21 protein-coding genes are annotated in these 22,729 nt (G+C 66.7%); 12 read left to right on the forward strand and 9 right to left on the reverse strand.

The window, feature by feature from the left end:
* Positions 1 to 128: 128 nt before the first annotated feature.
* The 3 genes from C380_RS20035 to C380_RS20045 all read left to right on the forward strand — a co-directional run bounded on the left by C380_RS20035 (position 129) and on the right by C380_RS20045 (position 3,458).
* Positions 129 to 1,109: a YcjF family protein gene (locus C380_RS20035; protein ID WP_015015671.1), complete on the forward strand. Its 981-nt coding sequence runs from the start codon at positions 129 to 131 to the stop codon at positions 1,107 to 1,109.
* Between the two features lie 203 nt (positions 1,110 to 1,312).
* A complete protein-coding gene (locus C380_RS25710; protein WP_015015672.1) occupies positions 1,313 to 2,590 on the forward strand; it encodes an SPOR domain-containing protein in 1,278 nt (425 codons plus the stop codon).
* Between the two features lie 115 nt (positions 2,591 to 2,705).
* Positions 2,706 to 3,458 carry an SGNH/GDSL hydrolase family protein gene (locus C380_RS20045; RefSeq protein ID WP_015015673.1) on the forward strand — a complete coding sequence of 251 codons (753 nt, stop codon included), beginning with the start codon at positions 2,706 to 2,708 and terminating at the stop codon, positions 3,456 to 3,458.
* Between the two features lie 6 nt (positions 3,459 to 3,464).
* Here C380_RS20045 and C380_RS20050 read toward each other — a convergent pair whose 3' ends face one another.
* Together C380_RS20050 and C380_RS20055 are read right to left on the reverse strand one after the other, a co-directional pair.
* Complete coding sequence (locus tag C380_RS20050) at positions 3,465 to 4,250, reverse strand: alpha/beta fold hydrolase (RefSeq protein ID WP_015015674.1); 786 nt, start codon at positions 4,248 to 4,250, stop codon at positions 3,465 to 3,467.
* Between the two features lies 1 nt (position 4,251).
* Positions 4,252 to 5,256, reverse strand: a complete 1,005-nt coding sequence (locus tag C380_RS20055; RefSeq protein ID WP_015015675.1) for a M14 family zinc carboxypeptidase — start codon at positions 5,254 to 5,256, stop codon at positions 4,252 to 4,254.
* A 187-nt stretch (positions 5,257 to 5,443) separates the two neighbouring features.
* Between C380_RS20055 and C380_RS25715 the strand changes: the two genes are divergently transcribed.
* The 4 genes from C380_RS25715 (at position 5,444) to C380_RS20065 (ending at position 7,288) form a co-directional block, all read left to right on the forward strand.
* Positions 5,444 to 5,575 (forward strand): hypothetical protein, encoded by a 132-nt coding sequence (locus C380_RS25715; RefSeq protein ID WP_255342784.1) that lies wholly within the window; start codon positions 5,444 to 5,446, stop codon positions 5,573 to 5,575.
* Entirely contained in the window at positions 5,550 to 5,708 is a 159-nt protein-coding gene (locus C380_RS25365) for a hypothetical protein (RefSeq protein WP_168162379.1), read from the forward strand. Before C380_RS25715 ends, C380_RS25365 begins: the two co-directional genes overlap by 26 nt.
* A 10-nt stretch (positions 5,709 to 5,718) precedes the next feature.
* Positions 5,719 to 6,360, forward strand: a complete 642-nt coding sequence (locus tag C380_RS20060) for a hemolysin III family protein (protein WP_015015676.1) — start codon at positions 5,719 to 5,721, stop codon at positions 6,358 to 6,360.
* Positions 6,361 to 6,835: 475 nt separating this feature from the next.
* Positions 6,836 to 7,288, forward strand: coding sequence for an HU family DNA-binding protein (locus tag C380_RS20065; RefSeq protein ID WP_015015677.1), 453 nt, complete (start codon positions 6,836 to 6,838; stop codon positions 7,286 to 7,288).
* A 120-nt stretch (positions 7,289 to 7,408) separates the two neighbouring features.
* Here C380_RS20065 and C380_RS20070 read toward each other — a convergent pair whose 3' ends face one another.
* The 3 genes from C380_RS20070 to C380_RS20080 are packed head-to-tail and all read right to left on the reverse strand — an operon-like array spanning position 7,409 to position 11,225.
* The gene (locus C380_RS20070) at positions 7,409 to 9,208 is read right to left on the reverse strand and encodes a feruloyl-CoA synthase (protein ID WP_015015678.1); all 1,800 of its coding nucleotides are present in this window, start codon (positions 9,206 to 9,208) and stop codon (positions 7,409 to 7,411) included.
* Between the two features lie 48 nt (positions 9,209 to 9,256).
* Entirely contained in the window at positions 9,257 to 10,222 is a 966-nt protein-coding gene (locus tag C380_RS20075) for a 3-hydroxyacyl-CoA dehydrogenase NAD-binding domain-containing protein (protein ID WP_015015679.1), read from the reverse strand.
* Between the two features lie 10 nt (positions 10,223 to 10,232).
* A complete protein-coding gene (locus C380_RS20080; protein ID WP_043566941.1) occupies positions 10,233 to 11,225 on the reverse strand; it encodes a Bug family tripartite tricarboxylate transporter substrate binding protein in 993 nt (330 codons plus the stop codon).
* A gap of 138 nt (positions 11,226 to 11,363) precedes the next feature.
* Here C380_RS20080 and C380_RS20085 point away from each other — a divergent pair, with 138 nt between their 5' ends.
* Complete coding sequence (locus C380_RS20085) at positions 11,364 to 12,056, forward strand: Crp/Fnr family transcriptional regulator (RefSeq protein ID WP_015015681.1); 693 nt, start codon at positions 11,364 to 11,366, stop codon at positions 12,054 to 12,056.
* A 60-nt stretch (positions 12,057 to 12,116) separates the two neighbouring features.
* On the opposite strand, the gene C380_RS20090 is transcribed toward C380_RS20085, so the two are convergent.
* Genes C380_RS20090 through C380_RS20105 form a run of 4 tightly spaced genes read right to left on the reverse strand, consistent with a single transcriptional unit; the run spans position 12,117 to position 16,618 of the window.
* On the reverse strand, positions 12,117 to 12,947 hold the full coding sequence (locus tag C380_RS20090; protein ID WP_015015682.1) for an alpha/beta fold hydrolase: 831 nt from the start codon (positions 12,945 to 12,947) through the stop codon (positions 12,117 to 12,119).
* Entirely contained in the window at positions 12,944 to 14,497 is a 1,554-nt protein-coding gene (locus C380_RS20095; protein ID WP_015015683.1) for a benzoate-CoA ligase family protein, read from the reverse strand. The genes C380_RS20090 and C380_RS20095 overlap by 4 nt, the downstream gene beginning before the upstream one ends.
* A 47-nt stretch (positions 14,498 to 14,544) precedes the next feature.
* Positions 14,545 to 16,095, reverse strand: coding sequence for a 3,4-dehydroadipyl-CoA semialdehyde dehydrogenase (locus C380_RS20100; RefSeq protein WP_015015684.1), 1,551 nt, complete (start codon positions 16,093 to 16,095; stop codon positions 14,545 to 14,547).
* A gap of 55 nt (positions 16,096 to 16,150) precedes the next feature.
* Positions 16,151 to 16,618: a DUF4863 family protein gene (locus C380_RS20105; RefSeq protein ID WP_015015685.1), complete on the reverse strand. Its 468-nt coding sequence runs from the start codon at positions 16,616 to 16,618 to the stop codon at positions 16,151 to 16,153.
* A gap of 191 nt (positions 16,619 to 16,809) precedes the next feature.
* Between C380_RS20105 and C380_RS20110 the strand changes: the two genes are divergently transcribed.
* The 4 genes from C380_RS20110 (at position 16,810) to boxA (ending at position 22,585) form a co-directional block, all read left to right on the forward strand.
* Positions 16,810 to 17,751, forward strand: coding sequence for a helix-turn-helix transcriptional regulator (locus tag C380_RS20110; RefSeq protein ID WP_015015686.1), 942 nt, complete (start codon positions 16,810 to 16,812; stop codon positions 17,749 to 17,751).
* A 263-nt stretch (positions 17,752 to 18,014) separates the two neighbouring features.
* A complete protein-coding gene (gene boxC / locus C380_RS20115; protein ID WP_015015687.1) occupies positions 18,015 to 19,685 on the forward strand; it encodes a 2,3-epoxybenzoyl-CoA dihydrolase in 1,671 nt (556 codons plus the stop codon).
* Between the two features lie 41 nt (positions 19,686 to 19,726).
* A complete protein-coding gene (boxB, locus tag C380_RS20120) occupies positions 19,727 to 21,154 on the forward strand; it encodes a benzoyl-CoA 2,3-epoxidase subunit BoxB (protein WP_015015688.1) in 1,428 nt (475 codons plus the stop codon).
* Between the two features lie 153 nt (positions 21,155 to 21,307).
* A complete protein-coding gene (gene boxA / locus C380_RS20125) occupies positions 21,308 to 22,585 on the forward strand; it encodes a benzoyl-CoA 2,3-epoxidase subunit BoxA (RefSeq protein WP_015015689.1) in 1,278 nt (425 codons plus the stop codon).
* Positions 22,586 to 22,729 lie beyond the last annotated feature (144 nt).

Consider the following 22,729-nt stretch of genomic DNA (forward strand, 5'->3'; position numbering starts at 1 on the left):
TCCCCCACACGCTGTGGCGTTGAAACCGCATTGCCTAGACTGCGCCTAAGAACCTCTCCACAAGCCACCGCACGACGCACTGCAAGCGGTGCGCAACCCCTCCCACCTCTTTTTCCCGCACGACGACCATGACCCTGGACCAGCAAAAATCCATCCTCACCATCGCCCTTCTGGCCGCGTTTGCCGATGGCAACAAGAACGATGCCGAACGCGAAGAGATCCGCCGCATTGCCCAGTCGCTCGCGGGCGACGGGGGCGTGGCCGACCTGCCGCGCATCTACCAGGACGTGCTGCTGCAGCGCACCAGCGTGCAGGCCGCCGTGCAAGGCCTGAGCGAGCCCATGCACCGCCAGCTGGCCTACGAGATGGCCGTGTGCGTGTGTGATGTGGATGGGCGCCAGACCGCAGCGGAGCGCGAGTTTCTGACCCGCCTCAAGGCGGCGCTGCAGCTGGGCGACCCGCAGACGGCGGCATTTGACCAGCAAGCCGATGCGCTGGTGGACGTGGCCGAAAAGGCCGTGCCGATGGCGGTGCCCGTGGTCAGCGCTGCGGCAGCGCCCCGGGCGGCAGCCGCCAATGTCCATTCCAATGCCCCGGATGCGGAGCTGGACCAATCCATCCTCAACTACGCGCTGCTCAACGGCGCGCTGGAGCTGCTGCCGCAGTCGTGGGCGTCGATGGCCATCATCCCGCTGCAGGTGAAGATGGTCTACGGCATTGGCAAGGCGCACGGGGTGGAGCTGGACCAGGGCCACATCAAGGAGTTCATCGCCGCCGCCGGCGTGGGCATGACGTCGCAGTACCTAGAGCAGTTTGGCCGCAAGCTGATGGGCGGACTGCTGGGCAAGGTGGCGGGTCGCACCCTCGGCGGGCTGGGCGGCGCTGCCACGGGCATGGCGTTTTCGTTTGCCACCACCTACGCGCTGGGGCAGGTGGCCAAGCGCTACTACGCCGGTGGCCGGGTCATGAGCACCGCCACGCTGCGCGAGGCCTTTCAGGGCCTGCTCACGCCCGCCAAGCAGTTGCAGACGCAGTACCTGCCGCAAATTCAGCAGAAGGCGGCCACGCTGGACGCGGGCCAGATCATGGCCCTGGTGCGGGGCAAATAGTAAACGCTATTTAATTGATAGCTACTGGCGCATATTCGACTAGCGCTTGCGGCCGATTTGACTTAAAAAGGCCCCCGCAGGCATGCAGGGGCCTGCCCAGACGCCCCGCAGCGCATCACCACGCTGCGCGCACCCGTTGCCGCCGCGCAGCACCTTGCGATGCGGCAGGTAACACACCGCCCGGTGCATGACAGAATCCGACCATGCTCGACCACACGGATCCTGTCGCCTCCATCATCCCGGCCATGTCGCTCGATTCGCCGTCCGACAACGCCATGGCCGCCATGTCGCGCCTGGCCTTGGGGCCCGTGAACACGGACTACTACCTGAAGGTGTTCGAGCGCTTTGACGACACGGGCCGCACGACCACCACCTGGAACTGGGCCGCCTGCCTGTGCACCCTGAACTGGATGCTGTTTCGCCAGCTGTGGGGCGCTGCGCTGGTCTATGTGGCGGCGGCCGAGGGTCTGGCTCTGATCGTGTTTGGAGTGGGCCGCTCGTTCTTGCACTGGCCCGTGGGCATCGAACTGGGCGTGCTGGGCGCCTTTGCGGTGCTGGCCTTTGCCGTGCCGGGGCTGTACGGCAACGCCATCCTGTACGCCGACATCCGCAAGCGCATTGCGCGCGCGCTGGCCGCATCGCGCACCGTGCCCGAAGCCTGTGCGCTGCTCGAAAAGCAGGCCAGCTCGCGCAAGCGGCTGCAGGTGCTGGTACTGGCGAATGTCGTGCTGGGCCTGGCCGCACTGATCGCCTACCTGGCACTTTCTCCGTCGGACGTGAAACCGCTGGCACTAGAGCCCGCCGTCACGGTGGCGCAGGCCACGGCAGCAGCCCAGGCCGCTTCTGTAACCCACCCCGTGGGGGCGTTGCCGGCGCCGGAGGCCGAACAGACGCCCGCCACACCCACAACGCCTGCCACCGAGGCAACCGCAGCGCCCGTAGCGCCCCCGGCCCCTGCTGCCGCTGCAGCCCCCGCACCTGCAGCAGTCGCCCCCCCCGCCACCCCCAAATCGACCGAGCCCCCGGCCTCTGCACCGCCCGCCGCAGCCAAGGCCTCCACGCCGGTCACCAAAGCCTCCGCCCCCCAGCCCGCCACACCCGCAGCATCAAACCGCGCCCCCACGGCTGCGGTCAGCACCCCAGCGCCAACGCGCCGTGAGGCCGCCAGCCGCCCCGCTGCATCCGCCAAGCCCAAGGCCCCAGCGGCCGCAGCGTCCAGCGCCGACACCGCGCTGCCCACGGTGGGCACAGCCCCGGGCTACTACATCAACGTGGGCCTGTTTGCCGAGGAAGCCAATGCCCGCAAGACGCAGGCGCGCCTGCTCAACGAAGGCCTGCCCGCGTTCCGCCAGGAGCTGAACAATTCCAAGGGCCGCCGCATCCGGGTGCGGGTGGGGCCTTACGCCACCCGCGCCCAGGCCGATACCGCGGCCGAGGCGATCCGCGCAATGGCGCTGGACGCCGTCGTGTTCAAGCAATAGCAATGTCTGGACGCGGCGCGTTGCACTGTCCTACGCACGCGAATGCCCGACGCCGACGCAGGGTCGCCGGGTCTGCCAGTACGCTGGGCGCACCACCACTTTGAGCGCCCGCACCATGCCGCGAAAGACCTCCCCGCACCACAACACCACCCGCCGATGGGCCACCTTGGCAGCGGTGGCTGCGGGCGCCCTGCTGCTGACCGGCTGTGCCCCCTGGCGCATGTGGACGGCCGCCGACCTGGCCCGCGACGCGCGCCCCTATACCGCGCGGCCCCCACAACCCACGCAGCGCGTGCTGGTGGTGGGCGACAGCACCGCTGTGGGCACCGGGGCCAGCACGGCAGCAGACAGCCTGCCGGGGCGCATGGGCCAGGACCATCCCCAATGGCGCATCGACAACCTGGCGGCCAACGGCGCCAAGTTTGGCGACGTGGTGCAGCAGCTGGAGCGCGCAGACGGCGGCTATGACCTGGTACTGGTGCTGGCGGGTGGCAATGACGTTATCCGCTTCACCCCCGAGGACACGCTGCGCGATCAGGTACAGCAGGCCGTGGCGCTGGCACGCCAGAAGGGGCGGCAGGTGGTGCTGATGCCTTGTGGCAACGTGGGCCACGCGCCCTTTTTTGTGCCGCCCCTGTCGTGGGCCATGTCACGCCGGTCCGAGGCGCTGCATGCCCTGGCGCGCGAGGTGGCCAGCGCGCAGCAGGTGCACTATGTGCGCTTGCTCAAGCCGCGCGACCAGGACCCGTTCGTGACCCGCAGCCAGGAGCTGAATGCCGCTGACGGCCTGCACCCCAGCAGCGCGGGCTATGCCGAGTGGTACCGCGAGCTGGTGGCACAAGGCGGGTTGAATGGCCTCACGCAGTAGCTCTTGTTAATCGTCCGTTGACTCGCTCTTGGACAGCCACTGCAGCACGGCATCGATGACCCACTGCGGGTCGTCCAGCGGCAGGTCGTGCCCCGCCCACGGATGCGACTGCAGCGGCAGCCCCCAGGCCTGCGCAATGGCCTGCGAGCATTGGCTGGACACCAGCCGATCCTCCTGGCTGCCCAGCAGCAACACAAGATCCACAGGCGCGGCAGTAGGCGCGAAGTACCTCGCGGCCGCCACCAGCTGGCGCACGGCATTGCGGGCCGACACCGGCCGCTGCCTGCGCACAGCGGCCCACCGCGCCACCACGCCCGCAGCGCCGGAGGGTGCGCTGCGGCTGGTGATCTGCCACACCACCTGCTCGGCGGCTTCCGCAGATCGCCACCGCCACGCCAGCCGCAGCAGCGGCGCGATGTTGTGCAGCTGCAGGCGGTGCCAGAACGGACTGAACGGCCGCAAACTGGTGTTGATGAGCACGCAGCCTGCCACCTCGTACGGCGCCACGCGTGCCCATTCGGTGGCCACCATCGCCCCCAGCGACATGGCCAGCAGGTGGTAGGGCGGTGCCACGGCACGGCACGCCAACTCTGCGCGGCAGGCCTGCACCATGCCTTGTACCGACCAGGGTGACGCCAGATGGTGGAACTCGCCGTTGCCCGGCAGGTCCAGCGCCAGCACGTCATCGCCCGGCACCGATTGAGCAAAGCCCTCGGCAAACGCGCCCCAGTGCGCGGCCTCACGCGTCAGCCCGCGCAGCAGGATCCATTGGCGGGGTGGGCGCGCGGGCATCTCAGTACCACGCCGCCAAGGCATCGGCCCGGCGCTGTGCACGCTGCTCGGGCGCTGGCACCCATCGCGCATGGCTGCAGGCCGCGCGGGACAGAAAGTCGAGCAGCGACAGGTGCCTCCGTAGGACCCGCTGCTGGCGGTGGTTGATGAGCGGGTTGAAGATGCCGTTGCGCGAGAACAGCTGGCGCGGGTTCTTCTTGATCCACAGCCACGACCCCATCTCCAGCGTGAGGGGCAGGAAGGTGTGCGCAGGCACCTCGCGGCAGGCCTGCAGGTACAGGTGGTCCCACAGGTCGCCGTGGGCAAGGTACTGCGCACTCTGCGGCTCGATGATGTACTGGTGATTGCTGTGCGCCTGCAGAAAAATGTCTTGCAGCGCATGCAGCTCGGCCAGGTGCGGAATGGGACGGCGGGTGTGGGCAAACGGGAACCACAGCCGGTCCTTCACGCCAAAGCCCGAGTGGCAGTCCAGCGCAATGCTGAACGGCCGCGCCAGCAGCTGCTGCATCACCACGTCGCACAGCGCCTGGCTCTCGGCCTCCATGGGCTCGCCCAGCCTGCCCCGGTACCAGGGCAGGCCCGCGCTCACGCGCTGCCCACCAACGCCCCAGGGCACCGGGTCCACCGCATCGACGGGCGCGTTGCGCATCAGGTCCACCCCGCGCGGGTTGGCACGGGTGGCAGACCACATGCCGCCGGGGTTAACGATGGGCATGAAGACCAGTCGCACCCGCTCCAGCTGCTGGTGCAAGGTGGTGTCCCACTGCAGGCGCATGACCACGTTCTGCAGGTAGGCAATGACCACCTCGGCACCAATGCGCTCCAGCCCGTGCACACCGCCAAAGAACCCCACCGCAGGCACGTCCAGCGCCGGGTTGCCCAACCCGATGGCATAGATGGGCAAGTGCGGCCCCGATGCCACAGCCACCTGCTGGACGACCTGCACCTGCAGATGAGGCGCCCCCAGGTCGAGGATTTTTTCCAGCGCCGCAAGCTCGGGCAGCATGTTCAATGTGTGGGGTAAGTCGGTGTGTACGGCACGCCAGAGCGCGTGCCACGCGGCGAGGATAGCGCCCGGGGCGCGGCACGAACAGCGCTGCGGCGGGCCTGTGGGGTTTGCGCGAACCGACGCGAAACCGTCACACAACGGCGCTACCTTGCCAGCAGTTACCACCCTTTGGAAGAGGCGCACCATGCTCTGGAAACTGTTCGGACTGCAGCGGCTGCTCGATGAGCTGTTCGATGAACGCGGATGGCTGAGCCTGGACCTGCCCCGCACCACCGGCTGGGATCACGACGATGTACCCGCCATCGCGCAAGACTGAGGTCTACCGCTGGGCCATGGGCTGGGCAATGCTGGCCGGTGCACTGGCCTGGGGCGTGGTGGAGTTTCTAGCCCTGCAGCGCGCGCGCTGGCAGCTGTGGCGCGAGCGGCTGCACACACCTGCCCACCATTAGCGAGAGCGCCGTGAGCGACCGGCCGCAGGACCTGCACGAAGAAGTGGCCAACAGTGCGCTGCACGGTGCTGCGCTGGTGGGCGCCTGCCTTGCCGTGCCGCAGCTGCTGCAATCCGCCCCCGCCGCGCGTCCTGCCGCCATCTGGGGCGTGCTGGTGTTCGGGGCCACCATGGCGCTGCTGTATGGCGCATCCACCCTGTACCACGCACTGCCGCCGGGGCGGGCCAAGCAATGGGCGCTGCAGCTGGACCATGCGGCCATTCACCTGTTCATTGCGGGCAGCTTCACCCCGTTTGCATGGAGTGTGCCAGGCCACAGGCACCACATCACGGCCCTGGTGCTGGTATGGCTCGCGGCCCTTGTCGGCTGCTGGCTGCAGTTGCGGGCGCGGCGCGCAGCACCTTGGCTGTCCACGGCCTTGTATGTGGCGATGGGTTGGGTAGCGCTGCTGGCGGCCCTGCCCCTGATGGCCCATGTGCCCGCCGTGAGTGCCGCCTGGCTGGTCATCGGCGGGGCTGCGTACACAGCTGGCGTGGTGTTTTTCGTAATGGATGCTGTGGTGCGCTATGCCCACGCTGTGTGGCATGGCTGCGTCATTGCAGGCACGGGCTGCCACGTGATCGCGGTGCTGGGCCGGCAGACGGTGACCTAGGGCCTGTTGACACTCATTTCGGGAATCGCGTTGTCCGGCCTGGGGGCTGGATGCAAGGCGCCGGTGCGCAGCAAGGTAGGAACCTTGCAAGCACGGGCAACGCCGCAGACGGCCCCCAGGCAGGGGCAATCCGAAGGGAAGGTCCTTGCCGGCGCGCCACTCGTCGTTGCGCTCCTGGCGTGTGCACATGCACAAGCGGCGTCGCGCGCCCAGATTGGCACGCCGGCAAGGGCCTTCGCGACCCCGAAATGAGGGTCAACAGGCCCTGGCCACGCCACCAAAAACGGTCGCAGCGCACCCGCCTGCAACCACCTCGCGGGCCCTGCACCGGCAGGCAATGCCGCATCGATGCAACGGCTGCAAACACCTGCAGCATGCAGGCCCTATCGCGCCTGGCGTTATCGCACCTAAAATCACGCAGGTCCTCGCCCGCAGAGGCAGGGCCCATCGTCATTCCAATCAACGAAAAAACATCATGGCAACTGCAAAGAAAACTCCCGCTCCCGCAAAGAAGGTGGCCGTCAAGGCCGCAGCACCCGCCGCCAAGAAGGCAGCCCCTGCAGCCAAAAAGGCTGCGCCCGCCGCTAAGCCCGTGGCCGCTGCAGCTGCGCTGAAGCCCATCAAGACCGCGTTCAACAAGACCACGCTGGTCGCCCACCTGGCTGAACAGTCGGGCGTGGAACCCAAGGCCACCAAGGCCGTGCTGGCTGCGCTGGAAGCCGCCATCCTGGGCTCGGTGCACAAGAAGGGCTCTGGCGAATTCACGCTGCCTGGCGTGCTCAAGATCGGCCTGCAACAAGTGCCCGCCAAGAAGAAGCGCTTTGGCAAGGACCCGTTCACGGGTGAAGAGCGCTGGTTCCCCGCCAAGCCTGCTTCGGTCAAGATCAAGACCCGCGCCCTGAAGAAGCTGAAGGACGCAACCGTCTGATGCACCCAGCGCCACAAGGCGCTCGCGTCAGCACCAGGGGCCGCAAGGCCCCTTTCTCTTTGGTGGAGCTTGCAACGGCTGCGCGACGACGCCCCCATGCACACCCTGGGCCTTGCGCAATCAGGCCCTGATGACCCCTGGCGCTGCAGGTTGGGCATACAACGCCTGCACCGCCGCCTCGCGGCGCGAGAGCACCGCCCCCTGGTTGATGTAGCCCTTGTCGGTGATCTCCCCGGCATCTGCATCGGGCGCGGAGTCCATCACCATGGCACGCGTGGGGCACTGCGAAGACCCTGCACCAGCATCGCGGCGCGCGCGCATCACGGCCTGCAGCGCTTGCTCCAGCCGCGCAGCGTCGGCGGCGCCGGCCGCAGACGGGAACACCAGCATGCCCACCTCGTCGCGGTCATGCCCGGTGAGCACGATGTCCTGCACCAGTGGCGCCAGTTGCGACACCAAGTCCACCCGCAAGGTGCCCACCGACACCCAGCTGCCGCTGGACAGCTTGAAATCCTCCGCCACACGTCCGTTGAAGACCACGCCTTTGTCTGGCTGCTCCGCGTCCACCAGATAGCCTGCATCGCCAATGCGGTAGAACCCTTCGTGATCGAACGCGGCGGCCGTCTCGCGAGGCGCATTGCGGTAACCCGCAAACACCGACACGCCCCGCACGCGCATCTCCAGCTTGCTGCCGTTGGGCACCAGCTTCAGCTCCAGCCCCGGCAAGGGTGCGCCAATGCAGCCCGCGCCCTCCAGGTGCCAGTGCGCGGTGGTGACAGCGGGCGCCGTCTCTGTGGAGCCCCACGAGGTGGTGAGCCACAGGGGCTGCGCGGGGCGCACGCGCCGGGCAACGGCTTGCAGGCGCTGCCAGGTCGATGGAGCCAGCGCCGCTGCCGCATAAAAGGCGAGCCGCATGCGCGCCAGCACGTCGGCGGCCAGGCGGTCGTCGGCCTCCAGGAACGGCAGCAGCATGTCAAAGCCCCGGGGCACGTTGAACAGCATGGTGGGCTGCACCTCGCGCAGGTTGCGCACCGTCTTGTCGATGAGCCCTGGCATCGGCCGCCCCTCGTCGATGTAGAGCGTGCCTCCGTGGCACAGCACCATGTTGAGGTTGTGGTTGCCGCCAAAGGTATGGCTCCAGGGCAGCCAATCCACCAGCACCGGCTTTTCATGCGCTAAAAAGCGCCATGCCTGGGCCATCATCTGCTGGTTGGCGCAGAGCATGCGATGGGTGTTGATGACCACCTTGGGCCGGCCGGTGGAGCCGGAGGTGAGCAGGTATTTGGCATGGTCATCGGGCAGCAGCGCCTGCATGGCCTGCTGCACCTGGGGTGTCTCCTGCCCTGCGAGCAGATGCTCCCAAGGCAGCGCCCCCGGACACGCAGCGGCGTTGCGGCTGAACACGCGCACGGCGCCACTGTCCCAGCCTTGCAGGGCTGGCGCATAGACGCTGGCATCGGACGCATAGACCAGACTGGGCTCCAGCACCGACAGCATGCCGTGCAGGCGGCTGTGGTCCTGGGAGCGTGCGTATGCGCTCGACAGCGAGCAAGGGGTGATGCCCACATGCATGGCCGCCAGCATGAGCACCGCATGGTCCACCGCGTTGTCGGACAGGATGGCAATCGGCCGCCCGGCGGGCAAGCGCAGGTCCAGCAGCGACTGCGCCACGGCGCCCACCTGGCGGCGCAGCTGGGCGTAGGTCAGGCTGCGCCAGCCCTCTGCGCTGTCGCTCCGCTCTGCCAGTGCCAGGGCATCAGGCGTCTCTTTGGACCAGCGTTCCAGCCATTCCCCTACACAGCGGGCATAGGGTTGCAGCGCCATGGGAGAGCGCAGCGTGAAAGAACCATCGTCAAACTGGGTGCGCACTGCGCGCGCAGGGGCAATCTGGCGCTCGTCATCAAGAAAGGCTGGGTACATGGTGGGTTCTCGGGAGCGATGGAGGTTCAAACACTGAGGCGCGATGCCTCAGGCATCGAGATCAGGGTCGGGTTGGCCGAGCAGCCCAGACGCCTGCTTGGCGCGCAACAGCTCGATGAGCAAGGCATCCCGCGCACGGGCCAGATCGCTGGCCTGCCGATCACCCAGCGCCTGCGCCACACCTTCGGCCACCCGGCGCTGCAAGGCTTCGGTCATGGACGGGGCGCCCAGGTCCTGCCACCAGCTTTCGATGGGACCACCCAGGTGGGCCAGCAGGTGGGCAATGCCACCGTCGCCGCCCGACAGGTGCAGGTTCATGAACGGTCCCATCAGCGCCCACCGCAAGCCAGGGCCCTGCGAGATGGCGGTGTCGATGTCTTCCACGGTGGCCACGCTCCGGTCCACCAGGTGGAAGGCCTCTCGCCACAGAGCGGCCTGCAAGCGGTTGGCAATGTGCCCCTTGATCTCGCGCCGCACCTGGATGGGACGCTTGCCGATGTGGGCATAGAACGCCATCGCATCAGCCACCGCCTGGGGCGTGGTGCGCTCGCCGCCGCCCACTTCGACCAGCGGGATCATGTGCGGCGGATTGAACGGGTGGCCCAGCACCACGCGCTCGGGGTGCGCGCAATCCTTCTGCATGTCCGTCACCGCCAGCCCCGAGGAACTGGACGCCAGCACCACATGCGCCGGGGTCGCGGCATCCATGCGGCGGAACAGGTCCAGCTTGAAGTCGAGCCGCTCGGGTCCGTTCTCTTGCACAAAATCGGCCTGCGCCAGGGCGTCTTCCAGCCGCGCGTGAAAGCGCAAGCGCTGCGGGCTGGCGCCCGGCGCCAGCCCCTGCTGCGCCAGTGCCACCCAATGCGCAGCGACGGCTTCCCGCAGTCGCTGCTCAGCCCCGGGCGATGGGTCGGTGGCCTCCACGTCCAGGCCCTGCGCCAGAAAGTAGGCGGTCCAGCTTGCGCCAATGGTGCCGGTGGCCACTACGGCCACGCGCTTCACGGTGTGTGCCATGCGGGACCTTTCAAGACTCGGCCGTGAAGCCGACCTTCTTCACCAACGGACCCCAACGCTCGTACTCGGCCTGTTGCGAGGCCAACATCTCTGCGGGCGTAGAGCCTTTGGCGATGAGCCCCACCACGGCCAGGCTGTCCATGACGGCCTTGTCCTTGATCGCGGCGTTGATGGCGGCGTTAGCGGCGGCCACCACGGCCGCTGGCGTGCGCGCCGGTGCGTAAAAGCCGAACCATTCCTCGGTCGTGAGTTCTGGAAAGCCCTGCTCTGCAAACGTGGCGACCTCGGGCGAAAACGGCGACCGTGCCTGGCCCGAGGTGGCGATCAGCCGCAGCTTGCCCGCCTTGTGGTTGGGGATGAAGTCTCCGCTGGGCGTGACCATCGACGCGATCTGCCCGCCCACCACATCGGTCACCCCCGGGATGGAGCCCCGGTACGGCACATGCTTGAGGTCCACGCCGTTGTTCAAGCCCAGCAGCGCACCGATGAAGTGCGGCGTGGAGCCCGCTGCAGGTGAGCCGTAGTTCGCCTGCCCGGGGTTGGCCTTGGCCCAGGCCAGAAAGTCCTTCACCGTCTTGACGGAGGCGGGCACCAGCGGCCCCACGGCCAGACCATGGTGCATGACGGCGCCGATGGACACCGGCACAAAGTCCTTGGCCGGGTCGTAGCTAAGGCGGCTGTAAATATGCGGGTAGATGGAGGTGCACGAAAACGGCGACAGCGTGAGCACGGTGCCATCGGCGGGCGCGCCCTTGAGCGACTCCAGCGCAATGCGGCCGCCCGCGCCGGGCTTGTTTTCCACCACCGCAGGGTTGCGGGTGTAGGGCGATGCGGCCAGCTTCTCGCCCACCCTGCGCGCCACGCTGTCGCCCGCGCTGCCAGCAGGAAAGCCGTAGAAGATCTTGACCTGGTCGATGGTCTGCGCCCAGGCGGCCAGCGGCGACAAGGCCCCCAGCGCAGAGGCGCAACCGACGTGGTGCATGAACTGGCGGCGCGTGTGCATCATCATGTGTCTCCTGTGGATGGAGCGGTCATTATTTTTTGTACCCCCGCGCCACTCAGTCATCGCGATGACATTTGGACTCAGGGAATACGCGCACGCGCCTGTACAGCACCCAGGGGCGCAGGAGACACTCTCACCATGCTGGTCAAACTGGCGCCCCCTACCCTCACCGATCTGCTGCTGCACTCCGCCTGGTTCCCGGCCCTGGACAGCGCCGCCCAGCAGCGGGTGATGGACGATGTGCGCGAGGTCGAAGTGCCCCAGGGCGGCGCGCTGTGCCGGCGCGGCCACACCCCGGTGCACTGGTATGGCGCCATCGAGGGGCTGCTGAAGTGGACGGTGACCTCCGGCGATGGCCGCTCGGTCACGCTGGGCGGTCTGTCGGCGGGGAGCTGGTTTGGCGAGGGCACCTTGCTGCGCGGCACGCCGCGCACGGCCGACGTGATCGCATTGCGCCCCAGCCGCGTGGCGCTAGTGCCGATGGAGACCTTTGAATGGCTGCACGCCACGCAGCGCAGCTTTGACCACTTTCTGCTGCGCCAGATCAACGAGCGCATGCACTGGTTTCTGGGCAACTTCACGGCCCACCATTTGCTCGACACCGACAGCCAGGTGGCCCGCGCGCTCGCCGGCCTGTTCCACCCCTGGCTGCACCCGGGCAGCGACACGCACCTGCAGGTGTCGCAGGAAGAGATTGCCAACCTCTCCGGCGTGTCGCGCCAGCGCTGCAACGCGGCGCTGAAGCGGCTGCAGGCCGCGGGCCTGCTGGAGATTGAATACGGCGGCATCACCGTCACCGACCTGGAAGGCCTGCGGCGCCAGGTGGAATAGCGCTGTCGCTTGGACTCACTGGGGGCACGGGCTATTGCCCTGCCACCGCCCCGTGGGCCGCTATGCCGGGCAGTGTTGCGCTTGGATGAAGGCAACCGCAGCGGCCACCACCGCGTCAGGCTGATCGCGGTGTGGAGAGTGCGCACAGTCCGGCAGCTCCAGCAGCCGGGTGCTCGGCAACCGCTGGGCAATGCCCCGGATTTGCGCCAGGGTGCCGTACTCGTCGTCGCAGCCCTGGATGGCCAGCGCGGGTGCGCGGATCTGGGCAACCTCGGGCTCGATGTTCCACGCACGGAAAGCAGGGTCCAGCCAGATACGGTTCCAGCCCCAGAAGGCTGAATCCACATCGTCGTGGTAGCGCCCCAGCTTGTGGCGCAGATCGGTCTGTTCGTAGGCCTCCCGCGCGCGTTCGATGTTCTGCACGGTCACGTCTTCCACAAAGAGATGTGGCGCCATCACCACCAGCCCTTGCACGCGCTGCGGCCAGCGCGCAGCCATCAACAGGGCAATCGATGCGCCATCGCTGTGGCCAAAGAGCCAAGCGGCCTCCTGCACTCCCAGTGCATCGAGGAATGCAGGCACTACCTCATGTGCCTGCTGGTGCATGAAGTCCACGCCCCATACCTCGTCCGGGCCCCGGGGGGTGGAGCGGCCATACGCGGGGCGGGAGAACACCAGCCCCCGCAACCCGCCCGTATCGCACAGCTGGCGCGGGAAATCCTTCCACATCGCCACCGAGCCCAGGCCTTCGTGCAGGAACACCACCAAGGGGGCGTCGCTGCGCTCGGGGGCTATCCACTGGTACTCGATATGAACCGTGCGGTTGCGCCAGACCACGGGCACGCGCTCTGTGGCCCCCACAGGGCCGGGTGCAGCGACGTTGGCATTCACGCCCGCTGCTCCCGTTCGCGCAGCCGAAAGCGCTGGATCTTGCCGGTGGCCGTCTTGGGCAGCTCGGGCAGGAACTCGATCAGACGCGGGTACTTGTAGGGCGCCAGGCGTTCCTTCACAAAGGCCTTGAGTTCATCTGGTGTGACCGCCTGCCCATCTTTGAGCACCACAAACGCCTTGGTCTTGGTCAGGCCGTCGGCGTCCTGCGTGCCGATCACGGCCGCCTCCAGCACGGAGGTGTGCTGCATCAGCGTGGCCTCCACCTCGAAGGGGGACACATAAATGCCGCTGACCTTGAGCATGTCGTCGCTGCGCCCGGCGTAGGTGTAATAGCCCTCGGCATCGCGCACGTACTTGTCTCCGCTTTTGGTCCACGCGCCCTGGAAGGTCTCGCGGGTCTTGGCGCGGTTGTTCCAGTACATCAGCGCGGCACTGGGGCCCTGGATGTAGAGGTCGCCGATCTCGCCCTGCGGCACCTCGCTGCCGTCTTCGCCGCGCAGGGAAATCTCGTAACCCGGCACCGGTTTGCCAGTGCTGCCATAGCGCACATCGCCCGGGCGGTTGGACAGGAAGATGTGCAGCATCTCGGTCGATCCAATGCCATCAATGATGTCGCACCCGAAATGGTCCTTGAAGCGCTGTGCAATCTCGGCCGGCAGCGCCTCGCCCGCCGACGAGCACATGCGCAGCGCCACCGCGCTGCGGGAAGGCAGGCGGGGCGAGGCGAGCATGCCGGCAAAACCGGTAGGCGCCCCGAAGAACACCGTGGGCTGGTGGCGCGTCCAGCGCTCGAACGTGGCGTCTGGCGTGGGGCGTTCGGCCATCAGCACCACTGTGGCGCCTACCGACAACGGGAAGGTCAGGCTGTTGCCCAGCCCATAGGCAAAGTAGAGCTTGGCAGCCGAAAAGCACACGTCCTTGTCGGTCAGGCCCAGCACCGCCTTGCCATACAGCTCGGCCGTCCACCACAGGCTACCCTGGGTGTGCACCGTGCCCTTGGGCTTGCCCGTGGAGCCCGAGGAATAAAGCCAGAACCCTGGCTCGTCAGGCCCCGTGCGCGCGGGCGCTGCCAGCACGGGGGTGTTGGCCATGGCGGCCTGCATGTCCACAGTCCCTGCAGCCAACGCTCCCTGCGGCTGCGACACCACACACGCACGCACTTCGTGGTGGGGCGCAAGGGCCAGCGCCTCATTCAGCACCGGCAGCAATGCTCCAGAGACCAGCGCTGCCTGTGCGCGGCAATGCGTCAGCATGTAGGCATAGTCGTCCGGCTTGAGCAGGGTGTTGACCGCCACCGGCACCACACCGGCGTAAAGACAACCCAGAAACGCCACCGGCCAGTCGCTGGTGTCCAGCATCAGCAGCAGCACGCGTTCCTCGCGCCGCACACCGGCGTTGGCAAGCACCGCTGCCAGCCGCCGCGCACGGTCTTCCAGCGCGCTGTAGCTCAGGGTCCCCTGGTCGTCGATGTAAGCAATGCGGTCACCCCGCGCGCGGTTCAGGGCGAACAGATGCTCTGCAAAATTGAACTGTTCCGGAAGGCTGTTCATGGCGTGTCTCCGTCGCAATGGCGTTGTTTTTGGGGGTGGGTTCGGGGTCAGCAGCCCAGCGCCGCGAGCACTTCGGGGCTGGCCTGCACCGCACTGCGCTGGTGGTAGAAGTCCAGCGCCCGCAGGCCGCCCAGCTCGGCACCACCGCCAGCCCGGCCGGGCCCGCCATGCAGCGACATGGGCATGACATTGCCGTGGCCCGTGTGCGCAGTGGCCACGGCCGGCGTCACCACATGCACCCGGCCGTTGCTCGCCGCCAGCGCAATGGCGGCCTGGGCCAGGGCCTTTTCGTCGGCGCCGTAGAGCGAGGTCACCAGCGAGCCCTGGCCACGCTGCGCAACGGCCAGCGCATGGGGCAGGTCGTTGTAGGGCAGCAAGGTGGCCACCGGGCCAAACACCTCTACGTCATGGACGATGGAGGCCCGGTCGGCATCGCGCGCGCCCAGCAGCACCGGGCCGACGCAGGCGGCCACGGCGGGGTCGGCATCCACTAGAGGGCAGGTTCGGCCGTCGTGCAGGACATCGGTATGGGCGGCCAGGGCGGCAATGCCTGCCTGCACCCCATCGAACTGCGCGCGGCTCACCAGCGAGCCCATGCGCACTTCCGGGTTGCGGGGGTTGCCCACCACCACGCTGGCCAGTTGGGCGCTGACCGCCTCGGCCACCGCAGCGTACAACGTGGAGGGGACCAGGATGCGGCGGATTGCGGTGCACTTCTGGCCGGACTTGACGGTCATCTCGCGGACGACTTCGCGCACCAGCAAGTCAAAGGCGGCGCTGCCGGGCGCCGCATCAGCCATCAGCAGCGCGGCATTGAGACTGTCCGCCTCGATGTTGGCGCGCACCGAACGCTGCGCCACCGCCGGATGCGCCCGCACAACGCCCGCCGTCTCGGCGGAGCCGGTGAACGAGACCACATCAAACGGTTGCAGTGCGTCCATCAAGCCCGCCGAGCTTCCCGCGATGACCGACAGCGCGCCGACGGGCAACACCCCGGCGTTCACCACGTCCTGCACCATGCGCTGGGTCAGCCACGCTGTGGATGTGCCTGGCTTGACGATGACCGGCATGCCTGACAGCAAGGCAGGCGCAGCTTTTTCCCACAGCCCCCAGGCGGGAAAGTTGAACGCGTTGATGCACAGCGCCACCCCAGGCCGGGGCACCTGCAGGTGCTGCGACTGAAAGACCGGTTCTTTGCCCAGCCTGATGGCGTCCCCGTCGCGCAGCACGCGCACATCGCCCAGCGCATCACCCCATCTGGCGTATTGGCCGAGGGTGAAGATTCCCCCGTCGATGTCCACCGCTGAGTCCGTCTTGACGGTGCCGGAGTTGGCAGTGGCAATGTCGTAGTAGCTGTCGCGGTGCGCCTGCAACACCTTGGCGACCGCGCCGAGCATGGCGGCCCGCTCACGGTAAGTGGCGGCGCGCAGCGCAGTCCCGCCCTGTTCGCGGGCAAACGCAAAGGCCTCGGGCAGGTTCAACCCCGTGGCGTCCACCCGCACCAGGGCGGTGCCCAGTACAGGATCGCGCAGCTCGATGCCGGGCCCTGTTCCGTGTTGCCAGCGGCCGGCAACGTGGTTGGCGAGCAATTCAGTCATGCAGTCGTTCTTTCTGAGCGAGAAGGTCCATGGGGGAGCAGCGCAGGCGCCAGCACTAGCGGGTGAACTGGATCTGCCCCTCGGGCAGCAGGTACAGCACCAACGCCCTGCCGTGCGCCACCGTGGGGTGGTGGGCACTGCCGGGCGGGTAAACGCACCATCCGGCAGGGTGGCCGTCAAACACCGCATCGCCCTCCAGCGGCATGATCAAATCGATTTCGCCCTGCGGATGGGTGTGGTGGGGGCCTGCAATGTTTTGCATGTCCACCACGTCCACAGAAAACCGGTGAAGGGCATCTTCGGGCTTGAACACCCGGCCATAGCGAATGCCACCGCCCTCGCGTTCACACAACCACCCCTCACGCGCACCCTGAATACACGCCTCCCGCAAGCGCTGGTAGGTGGTACTGGCGGGGCCGTGTGCAGTGTTAAGCCATTGCGCGAGCGCGGCATCCAGGGGTTTGCCAGCGAGCTGGGCGGTCAGATCAGCCAGGGCTTGGTGAAATGCAGTTTTGTCGGACATGGGCGGTGGGTGCAGCTAGAGTCGGGGCCCAATCTGCACCGTTTTTGATCCACCGCCTTGCGCGCATCCAAAACATGCAGTATTTTGCCAATTAACGAACCATAGTTACCTCAAAGATCCATGTCAAGCACTATAGTGCATGTATGGCGTTTTCCCTGAGAAGGCCAGGGTGCTCCATGAAAAGGATGGGTATGAACGAAACAGAAACGGCGGGGCTGCTGGCACCCGCCTCCACGCAGGAGGGTGCGCCGCCATCGGCTGAAGAGCCCAAGAACCCCCTGCTGGTGGCGCTGGGCGAGCGCGTTCGCAACCTGCGTGCGCAGCGGGGCCTGACCCGCAAGGCAGTGGCCGTGGCTGCCGATGTGTCGGAGCGCCACCTGGCCAACCTGGAGTACGGCACCGGTAATGCCTCCATCCTGGTGCTGCAGCAGGTGGCCCATGCCCTGCACTGCTCGCTGGCGGAGCTGGTGGGCGACTTCACGACGCAATCGCCCGAATGGTTGCTGATCCGCGAACTGCTGGAACACCGCAGCGAGCCCGAACTGCGCCGCGCGCGCCTGGCGCTGCACGAGCTGCTGAGCGGGGGGCACAACGACGCAGCAAGGCACCGCCGCATCGCGCTGGTGGGTCTGCGGGGGGCTGGCAAATCCACACTGGGGCCGTTGCTGGCGCGCGAGCTGGACGTACCGTTCATTGAACTGAGCCGCGCCATCGAGGCCCTCGCAGGGTGCAGCGTGCGCGAAATCCACGACCTGTACGGCACCACCGCCTACCGCCGCTACGAGCGCAGGGCGCTGGAAGAAACGATACAGATCCACAGCGAGGTGGTCCTTGCCACGCCAGGCGGCATCGTGTCGGACCCTGCCACTTTCAACGAACTGCTGGCCCACTGCACCACCGTGTGGTTGCGGGCCGCGCCCGAGGAACACATGGGGCGGGTGGTGGCACAGGGCGACATGCGCCCGATGGCCGCCAGCAAGGAGGCCATGGACGACCTCAAGCGCATCTTGGACGGGCGCGCTGCTTTTTATTCCAAGGCCGAAATCACGGTGGACACCTCCGGCCAGACGCCCGAGCAAAGCCTGCAAGCCCTGAGTGCCAGTGTGCGCAAGGCCATGGCCCGGGCGGCGTAAAACCCCGCACTCCCCCTGAGCGGCTGCAGCCCGGACACGGACGCCGCAGCGCCCACGCCCATCACGGCACCGCACAGCGCCACCGCCACGGTGGCCTGTGCAGTTAGCCCCCTCACACCCCTGCGCAGCCCTCAGTAGCGCTGCACATCTGCCCGACTGCCATCGGCAAAAAAATGCATTGACATACCGCATAACATGCACGATGATGCACATCAACAGCAAGCAATAAGCACTATATTGCATTAATTCTCCACGGAGACCTCATGGCAGACCTCACCCACGCTCCACAACGCGTTGACTACCGCACCGATCCCACGCAGTACCGCCACTGGACCTTGTCGGTCGAGGGCGCTATTGCGCGGCTGTCCCTCGACATTGCGGAGGACGGCGGAATCCGTCCTGGCTACAAGCTCAAGCTCAACAGCTACGACCTGGGGGTGGACATTGAGCTGCATGACGCGCTCAACCGCATCCGCTTTGAGCACCCCAACGTGCGCAGCGTCATCGTCACCAGCGGCAAGGACCGCATCTTTTGCTCGGGTGCCAACATCTTCATGCTGGGGGTATCCAGCCACGCCTGGAAGGTCAACTTCTGCAAGTTCACCAACGAGACGCGCAACGGCATTGAAGACTCCTCCAAACACTCGGGCCTCAAGTTCATTGCGGCCGTGAATGGCGCCTGTGCAGGCGGCGGCTACGAGCTGGCACTGGCGTGCGATGAAATCATCCTGGTCGATGACCGGTCGTCTGCCGTATCGCTGCCCGAAGTGCCTTTGCTGGGCGTACTGCCCGGCACCGGTGGGCTGACACGCGTCACGGACAAGCGCCGCGTGCGGCACGACTTGGCCGATATCTTCTGCACCAGCGTGGAGGGTGTGCGTGGCCAGCGCGCGGTGGACTGGCGCCTGGTGGACCGTATTGCCAAGCCCGCGCAATTTGCCGCCACTGTGCAAGAGCGCGCTGCCGCCCATGCACAGACCAGCCCCCGCCCCAGCGGCGCACAAGGCATTGTCCTGCCCCGCGTGGAGCGGCAGGACCATGCCGACGGCATGCGCTACCAGCACGTAACGGTGGACATCGACCGCGCACGGCGCACAGCCACGTTGTGCATCCGGGCACCTCAAGGGGCGCAACCCGCTGACACGGCCGCCATTGAAGCAGCGGGCGCCGCCTGGTGGCCGCTGGCAATGGCCCGCGAGCTGGACGACGCCATCCTGAACTTGCGCACCAACGAGCTGGACATTGGCACCTGGCTGCTGAAGACCGAAGGGGACGCACAAGCCGTGCTGGCCAGCGATGCCGTCCTGCTGGCCCACCAGAACCACTGGCTGGTGCGCGAGACCATCGGCGCACTGCGGCGCACCTTTGCCCGTCTGGATGTGTCTTCGCGCACCCTCTTCGCGCTGATCGAGACAGGCTCTGCTTTTGCCGGCACCCTGGCAGAGCTGGCGCTGGCGGCGGACCGTACCTACATGCTGGCCCTGCCCGACGCTCCCGAGCAGGCACCAACACTCACCCTGAACGCATTCAACTTTGGCTTGCTTCCCATGGTGAATGACCAAAGCCGCTTGCAGCGCCGCTTCTATGAAGAGGCGGGCCCACTGGAAGCGGTCCGCGCCGCCGCCGGCCGGCCGCTGGACGCAGACAGTGCACTGGCGCTGGGCCTGGTCACGGCTGCCCCCGACGACATCGACTGGGCCGACGAAATCCGCATCGCCATCGAAGAACGCGCCGCCATGTCGCCCGACGCGCTGACCGGCCTGGAGGCCAACCTGCGTTTTGCCAGCAAGGAAAACATGAACACCCGCATCTTCGGGCGCCTGACCGCGTGGCAGAACTGGATCTTCAACCGCCCCAACGCCGTGGGCGAGAAGGGCGCGCTCAAGGTCTACGGCACCGGCCAGAAGGCCGGGTTTGACCAGACGCGCGTCTGACCCCCTGCCCTGCATTCGATTTCCATCCAGAGGAGCACCCCATGAGCAGCATCAACTACAGCGAGAAGATCCCCAACAACGTCAACCTCGGCGAAGACCGCACGCTGCAGCGCGCGCTTGAAGGTTGGCAGCCCAACTTCATCAACTGGTGGGACGACGTGGGCCCTGAGGGATCGACCAACCATGAGGTTTATCTGCGTACCGCCGTGAGCGTGGACCCGAATGGCTGGGCACAGTTTGGCCATGTGAAGATGCGCGACTACCGCTGGGGCATCTTTCTGAACCCTGGCGATACCAACCGCGAAATCCACTTTGGCGACCACAAAGGCGAAAAAGCCTGGCAAGACGTGCCCGGCGAACACCGCGCCAACCTGCGCCGCATCATCGTGACCCAGGGTGACACGGAGCCAGCCTCGGTAGAGCAGCAGCGCCACCTGGGCCTGACGGCGCCCAGCATGTACGACCTGCGCAACCTGTTCCAGATCAATGTGGAAGAGGGCCGTCACCTGTGGGCCATGGTGTACCTGCTGCACAAGCACTTTGGCCGCGACGGCCGCGAAGAAGCTGAAGCGCTGCTGCAACGCCAGTCCGGCGACGAGAACAACCCGCGCATCCTGGGCGCGTTCAATGAAAAGACGCCGGATTGGCTGGCGTTTTTCATGTTCACCTATTTCACTGATCGCGACGGCAAGTTCCAGCTCTCGGCGCTGGCAGAGAGCGCCTTTGACCCACTGGCGCGCACCACCAAGTTCATGCTGACCGAAGAGGCCCACCACATGTTTGTGGGCGAGAGCGGCATCTCGCGCGTGCTGTGGCGCACTGCGCAGGTGATGAACGACCTCAAGACCGATGACCCTGCGCAGGTGCGTGCAGCGGGCGCCATCGACCTGCCCACCATCCAGCGCTACCTCAACTTCCACTACAGCGTGACCATCGACCTGTTCGGCGCAGACCAGTCGAGCAACGCCGCTACCTTCTACAGCTCGGGCCTCAAGGGTCGCTACGAAGAAGGCAAACGCACCGACGACCACGTGCTCAAGGGTCAGACGTACAAGGTGCTGGAGGTCAAGGACGGCCAGTTGCTGGAAAAAGAAGTGCCCGTGCTCAACGCGCTGAACGAAGTGCTGCGCGACGACTTCATCAAGGACTCCATGGCGGGCGTGGGCCGGTGGAACAAGGTGCTGGAGAAAGCGGGCGTTCCCACCCGCCTGGTGGTTCCTCACAAGGCCTTCAACCGCCAGATCGGCGCGCTGGCTGGCATCAAGATGTCGCCCGACGGCCGCGTGGTGAGCGAGGCGGAATGGACCGCACGCAAGGCCGAATGGCTGCCCACGCCCGAAGACTTTGCGTTTGTGGCGTCGTTGATGGGCCGCGTGGTCGAGCCGGGCAAGTTCGCCGGCTGGATCGCGCCCCCTGTCATGGGCATCAACCGCCAGCCGGTGGATTTCGAGTACGTGCGTTTCAATTGACCCCTGCTGAGCCTGAGCCGCCAGCGCCCGCCTCTCCCAGGGGTGTCCCGGCGCCTGCGGCCAGGCACAACGGTTTTGCTCTGTATCGACTGAAGCCAGCCAACGCATGCAAGGTCACAGCACCCGTCGACAGACATTGCACGAAGAACGACTATGGAAACCCACACGCTGATCGACAACGGCATCCTGAAGCAGCACCTGATCGACCCGGAGATCTGCATCCGCTGCAACACCTGCGAAGCCACCTGCCCGGTCAATGCGATCACGCACGACGACAACAACTACGTGGTGCGGGCAGATGTGTGCAATGGCTGCATGGCCTGCATATCGCCCTGCCCCACGGGTTCCATCGACAACTGGCGCGCGGTGCCGGTGGGCAGGGCCTACAGCATTGAAGAGCAGTTCAGCTGGGAAGAACTGCCGGGCGAGCTTGCTCCCCATGAACTGGTCGCAGCAGGCGGAGAGCCCGCCACAGAGGTAACGGCGCTGCAGCAAGCCCCAGAAGCGCCTGCTGAGCCGGGCACGCAGGTGTTTCGCTCCGCACAGTACGGAGCCACGGTACCGCCCTGGTCTGCAGCCCATCCCTACACCAATCTTTTTCCGCCCAAAAACCCGACCACAGCCACCGTGGTCGGCAACTTCAATTGCACCGAGGCGGGTTTTGAGAGCGAGACCCACCATGTGGTGCTCGACTTCGGCAGCATGCCGCTCCCCGTGCTGGAAGGGCAATCGATTGGCATCATCCCGCCGGGCGCCGATGCGCTGGGCAAACCCCATCACGCGCGCCAATACTCGGTGGCCAGCCCGCGCAACGGCGAACGCCCCGGCTACAACAACCTGGCGCTGACCGTGAAGCGCGTGACCGTGGACCACGATGGCAACCCTGTGCGAGGCGTTGCCTCCAACTATGTGTGCGATCTGAAGGTGGGCGACAAGGTGCAGGTGGTGGGGCCGTTCGGCAGCAGCTTCCTCATGCCCAACCACCCGCGATCGCACATCGTGATGATCTGCACCGGCACCGGCAGCGCTCCCATGCGCGCCATGACCGAGTGGCGGCGCAGGCTACGCAACAGCGGCAAGTTTGAGGGCGGCAAGCTCTTGCTGTTCTTCGGCGCACGCACGCAGCAGGAACTGCCCTACTTCGGCCCACTGCAAAGCCTGCCCAAGGATTTCATCGACATCAACCTGGCTTTCTCCCGCACGCCCGGGCAGCCCAAGCGCTATGTGCAAGACCTGATGCGCGAGCGCGCCGCCGACCTGCTGGCCCTGCTGCGCGATGACAACAGCCACTTCTACGTCTGCGGCCTCAAGGGCATGGAAGAAGGCGTGGTGATGGCACTGCGTGACATTGCCCAAGAGGCAGGGCTGAGCTGGGAGGTCCTGGGCGCGACGCTGCAGCGCGAAGGCCGACTGCACCTGGAAACGTATTGAGGCCGCAAAGGCCTTGGCCTGAGGCCTCTCTCTGCCTCTCTCTAATTGAAGCCCTGGAGCCTCCAAAAGGCCCAGCGGCCGGGCCTCTGGGCGCCGCATGGCGCTCTTTCCGTCGTGTAACAGCTGCAACGCCGGACGCTGACC

This window comes from Acidovorax sp. KKS102 (assembly GCF_000302535.1).
Lineage (GTDB): Bacteria > Pseudomonadota > Gammaproteobacteria > Burkholderiales > Burkholderiaceae_C > Acidovorax.

Coding starts and splice junctions, on each gene's coding strand:
- C380_RS20035 (WP_015015671.1), top strand. CDS start 129: ATGACCCTGGACCAGCAAAAATCCATCCTCACCATCGCCCTTCTGGCC.
- C380_RS25710 (WP_015015672.1), top strand. CDS start 1,313: ATGCTCGACCACACGGATCCTGTCGCCTCCATCATCCCGGCCATGTCG.
- C380_RS20045 (WP_015015673.1), top strand. CDS start 2,706: ATGCCGCGAAAGACCTCCCCGCACCACAACACCACCCGCCGATGGGCC.
- C380_RS20050 (WP_015015674.1), bottom strand. CDS start 4,250: ATGCCCGCGCGCCCACCCCGCCAATGGATCCTGCTGCGCGGGCTGACG.
- C380_RS20055 (WP_015015675.1), bottom strand. CDS start 5,256: ATGCTGCCCGAGCTTGCGGCGCTGGAAAAAATCCTCGACCTGGGGGCG.
- C380_RS25715 (WP_255342784.1), top strand. CDS start 5,444: ATGCTCTGGAAACTGTTCGGACTGCAGCGGCTGCTCGATGAGCTGTTC.
- C380_RS25365 (WP_168162379.1), top strand. CDS start 5,550: ATGTACCCGCCATCGCGCAAGACTGAGGTCTACCGCTGGGCCATGGGC.
- C380_RS20065 (WP_015015677.1), top strand. CDS start 6,836: ATGGCAACTGCAAAGAAAACTCCCGCTCCCGCAAAGAAGGTGGCCGTC.
- C380_RS20070 (WP_015015678.1), bottom strand. CDS start 9,208: ATGTACCCAGCCTTTCTTGATGACGAGCGCCAGATTGCCCCTGCGCGC.
- C380_RS20075 (WP_015015679.1), bottom strand. CDS start 10,222: ATGGCACACACCGTGAAGCGCGTGGCCGTAGTGGCCACCGGCACCATT.
- C380_RS20080 (WP_043566941.1), bottom strand. CDS start 11,225: ATGCACACGCGCCGCCAGTTCATGCACCACGTCGGTTGCGCCTCTGCG.
- C380_RS20085 (WP_015015681.1), top strand. CDS start 11,364: ATGCTGGTCAAACTGGCGCCCCCTACCCTCACCGATCTGCTGCTGCAC.
- C380_RS20095 (WP_015015683.1), bottom strand. CDS start 14,497: ATGAACAGCCTTCCGGAACAGTTCAATTTTGCAGAGCATCTGTTCGCC.
- C380_RS20100 (WP_015015684.1), bottom strand. CDS start 16,095: ATGACTGAATTGCTCGCCAACCACGTTGCCGGCCGCTGGCAACACGGA.
- C380_RS20105 (WP_015015685.1), bottom strand. CDS start 16,618: ATGTCCGACAAAACTGCATTTCACCAAGCCCTGGCTGATCTGACCGCC.
- C380_RS20110 (WP_015015686.1), top strand. CDS start 16,810: ATGAACGAAACAGAAACGGCGGGGCTGCTGGCACCCGCCTCCACGCAG.
- boxC (WP_015015687.1), top strand. CDS start 18,015: ATGGCAGACCTCACCCACGCTCCACAACGCGTTGACTACCGCACCGAT.
- boxB (WP_015015688.1), top strand. CDS start 19,727: ATGAGCAGCATCAACTACAGCGAGAAGATCCCCAACAACGTCAACCTC.
- boxA (WP_015015689.1), top strand. CDS start 21,308: ATGGAAACCCACACGCTGATCGACAACGGCATCCTGAAGCAGCACCTG.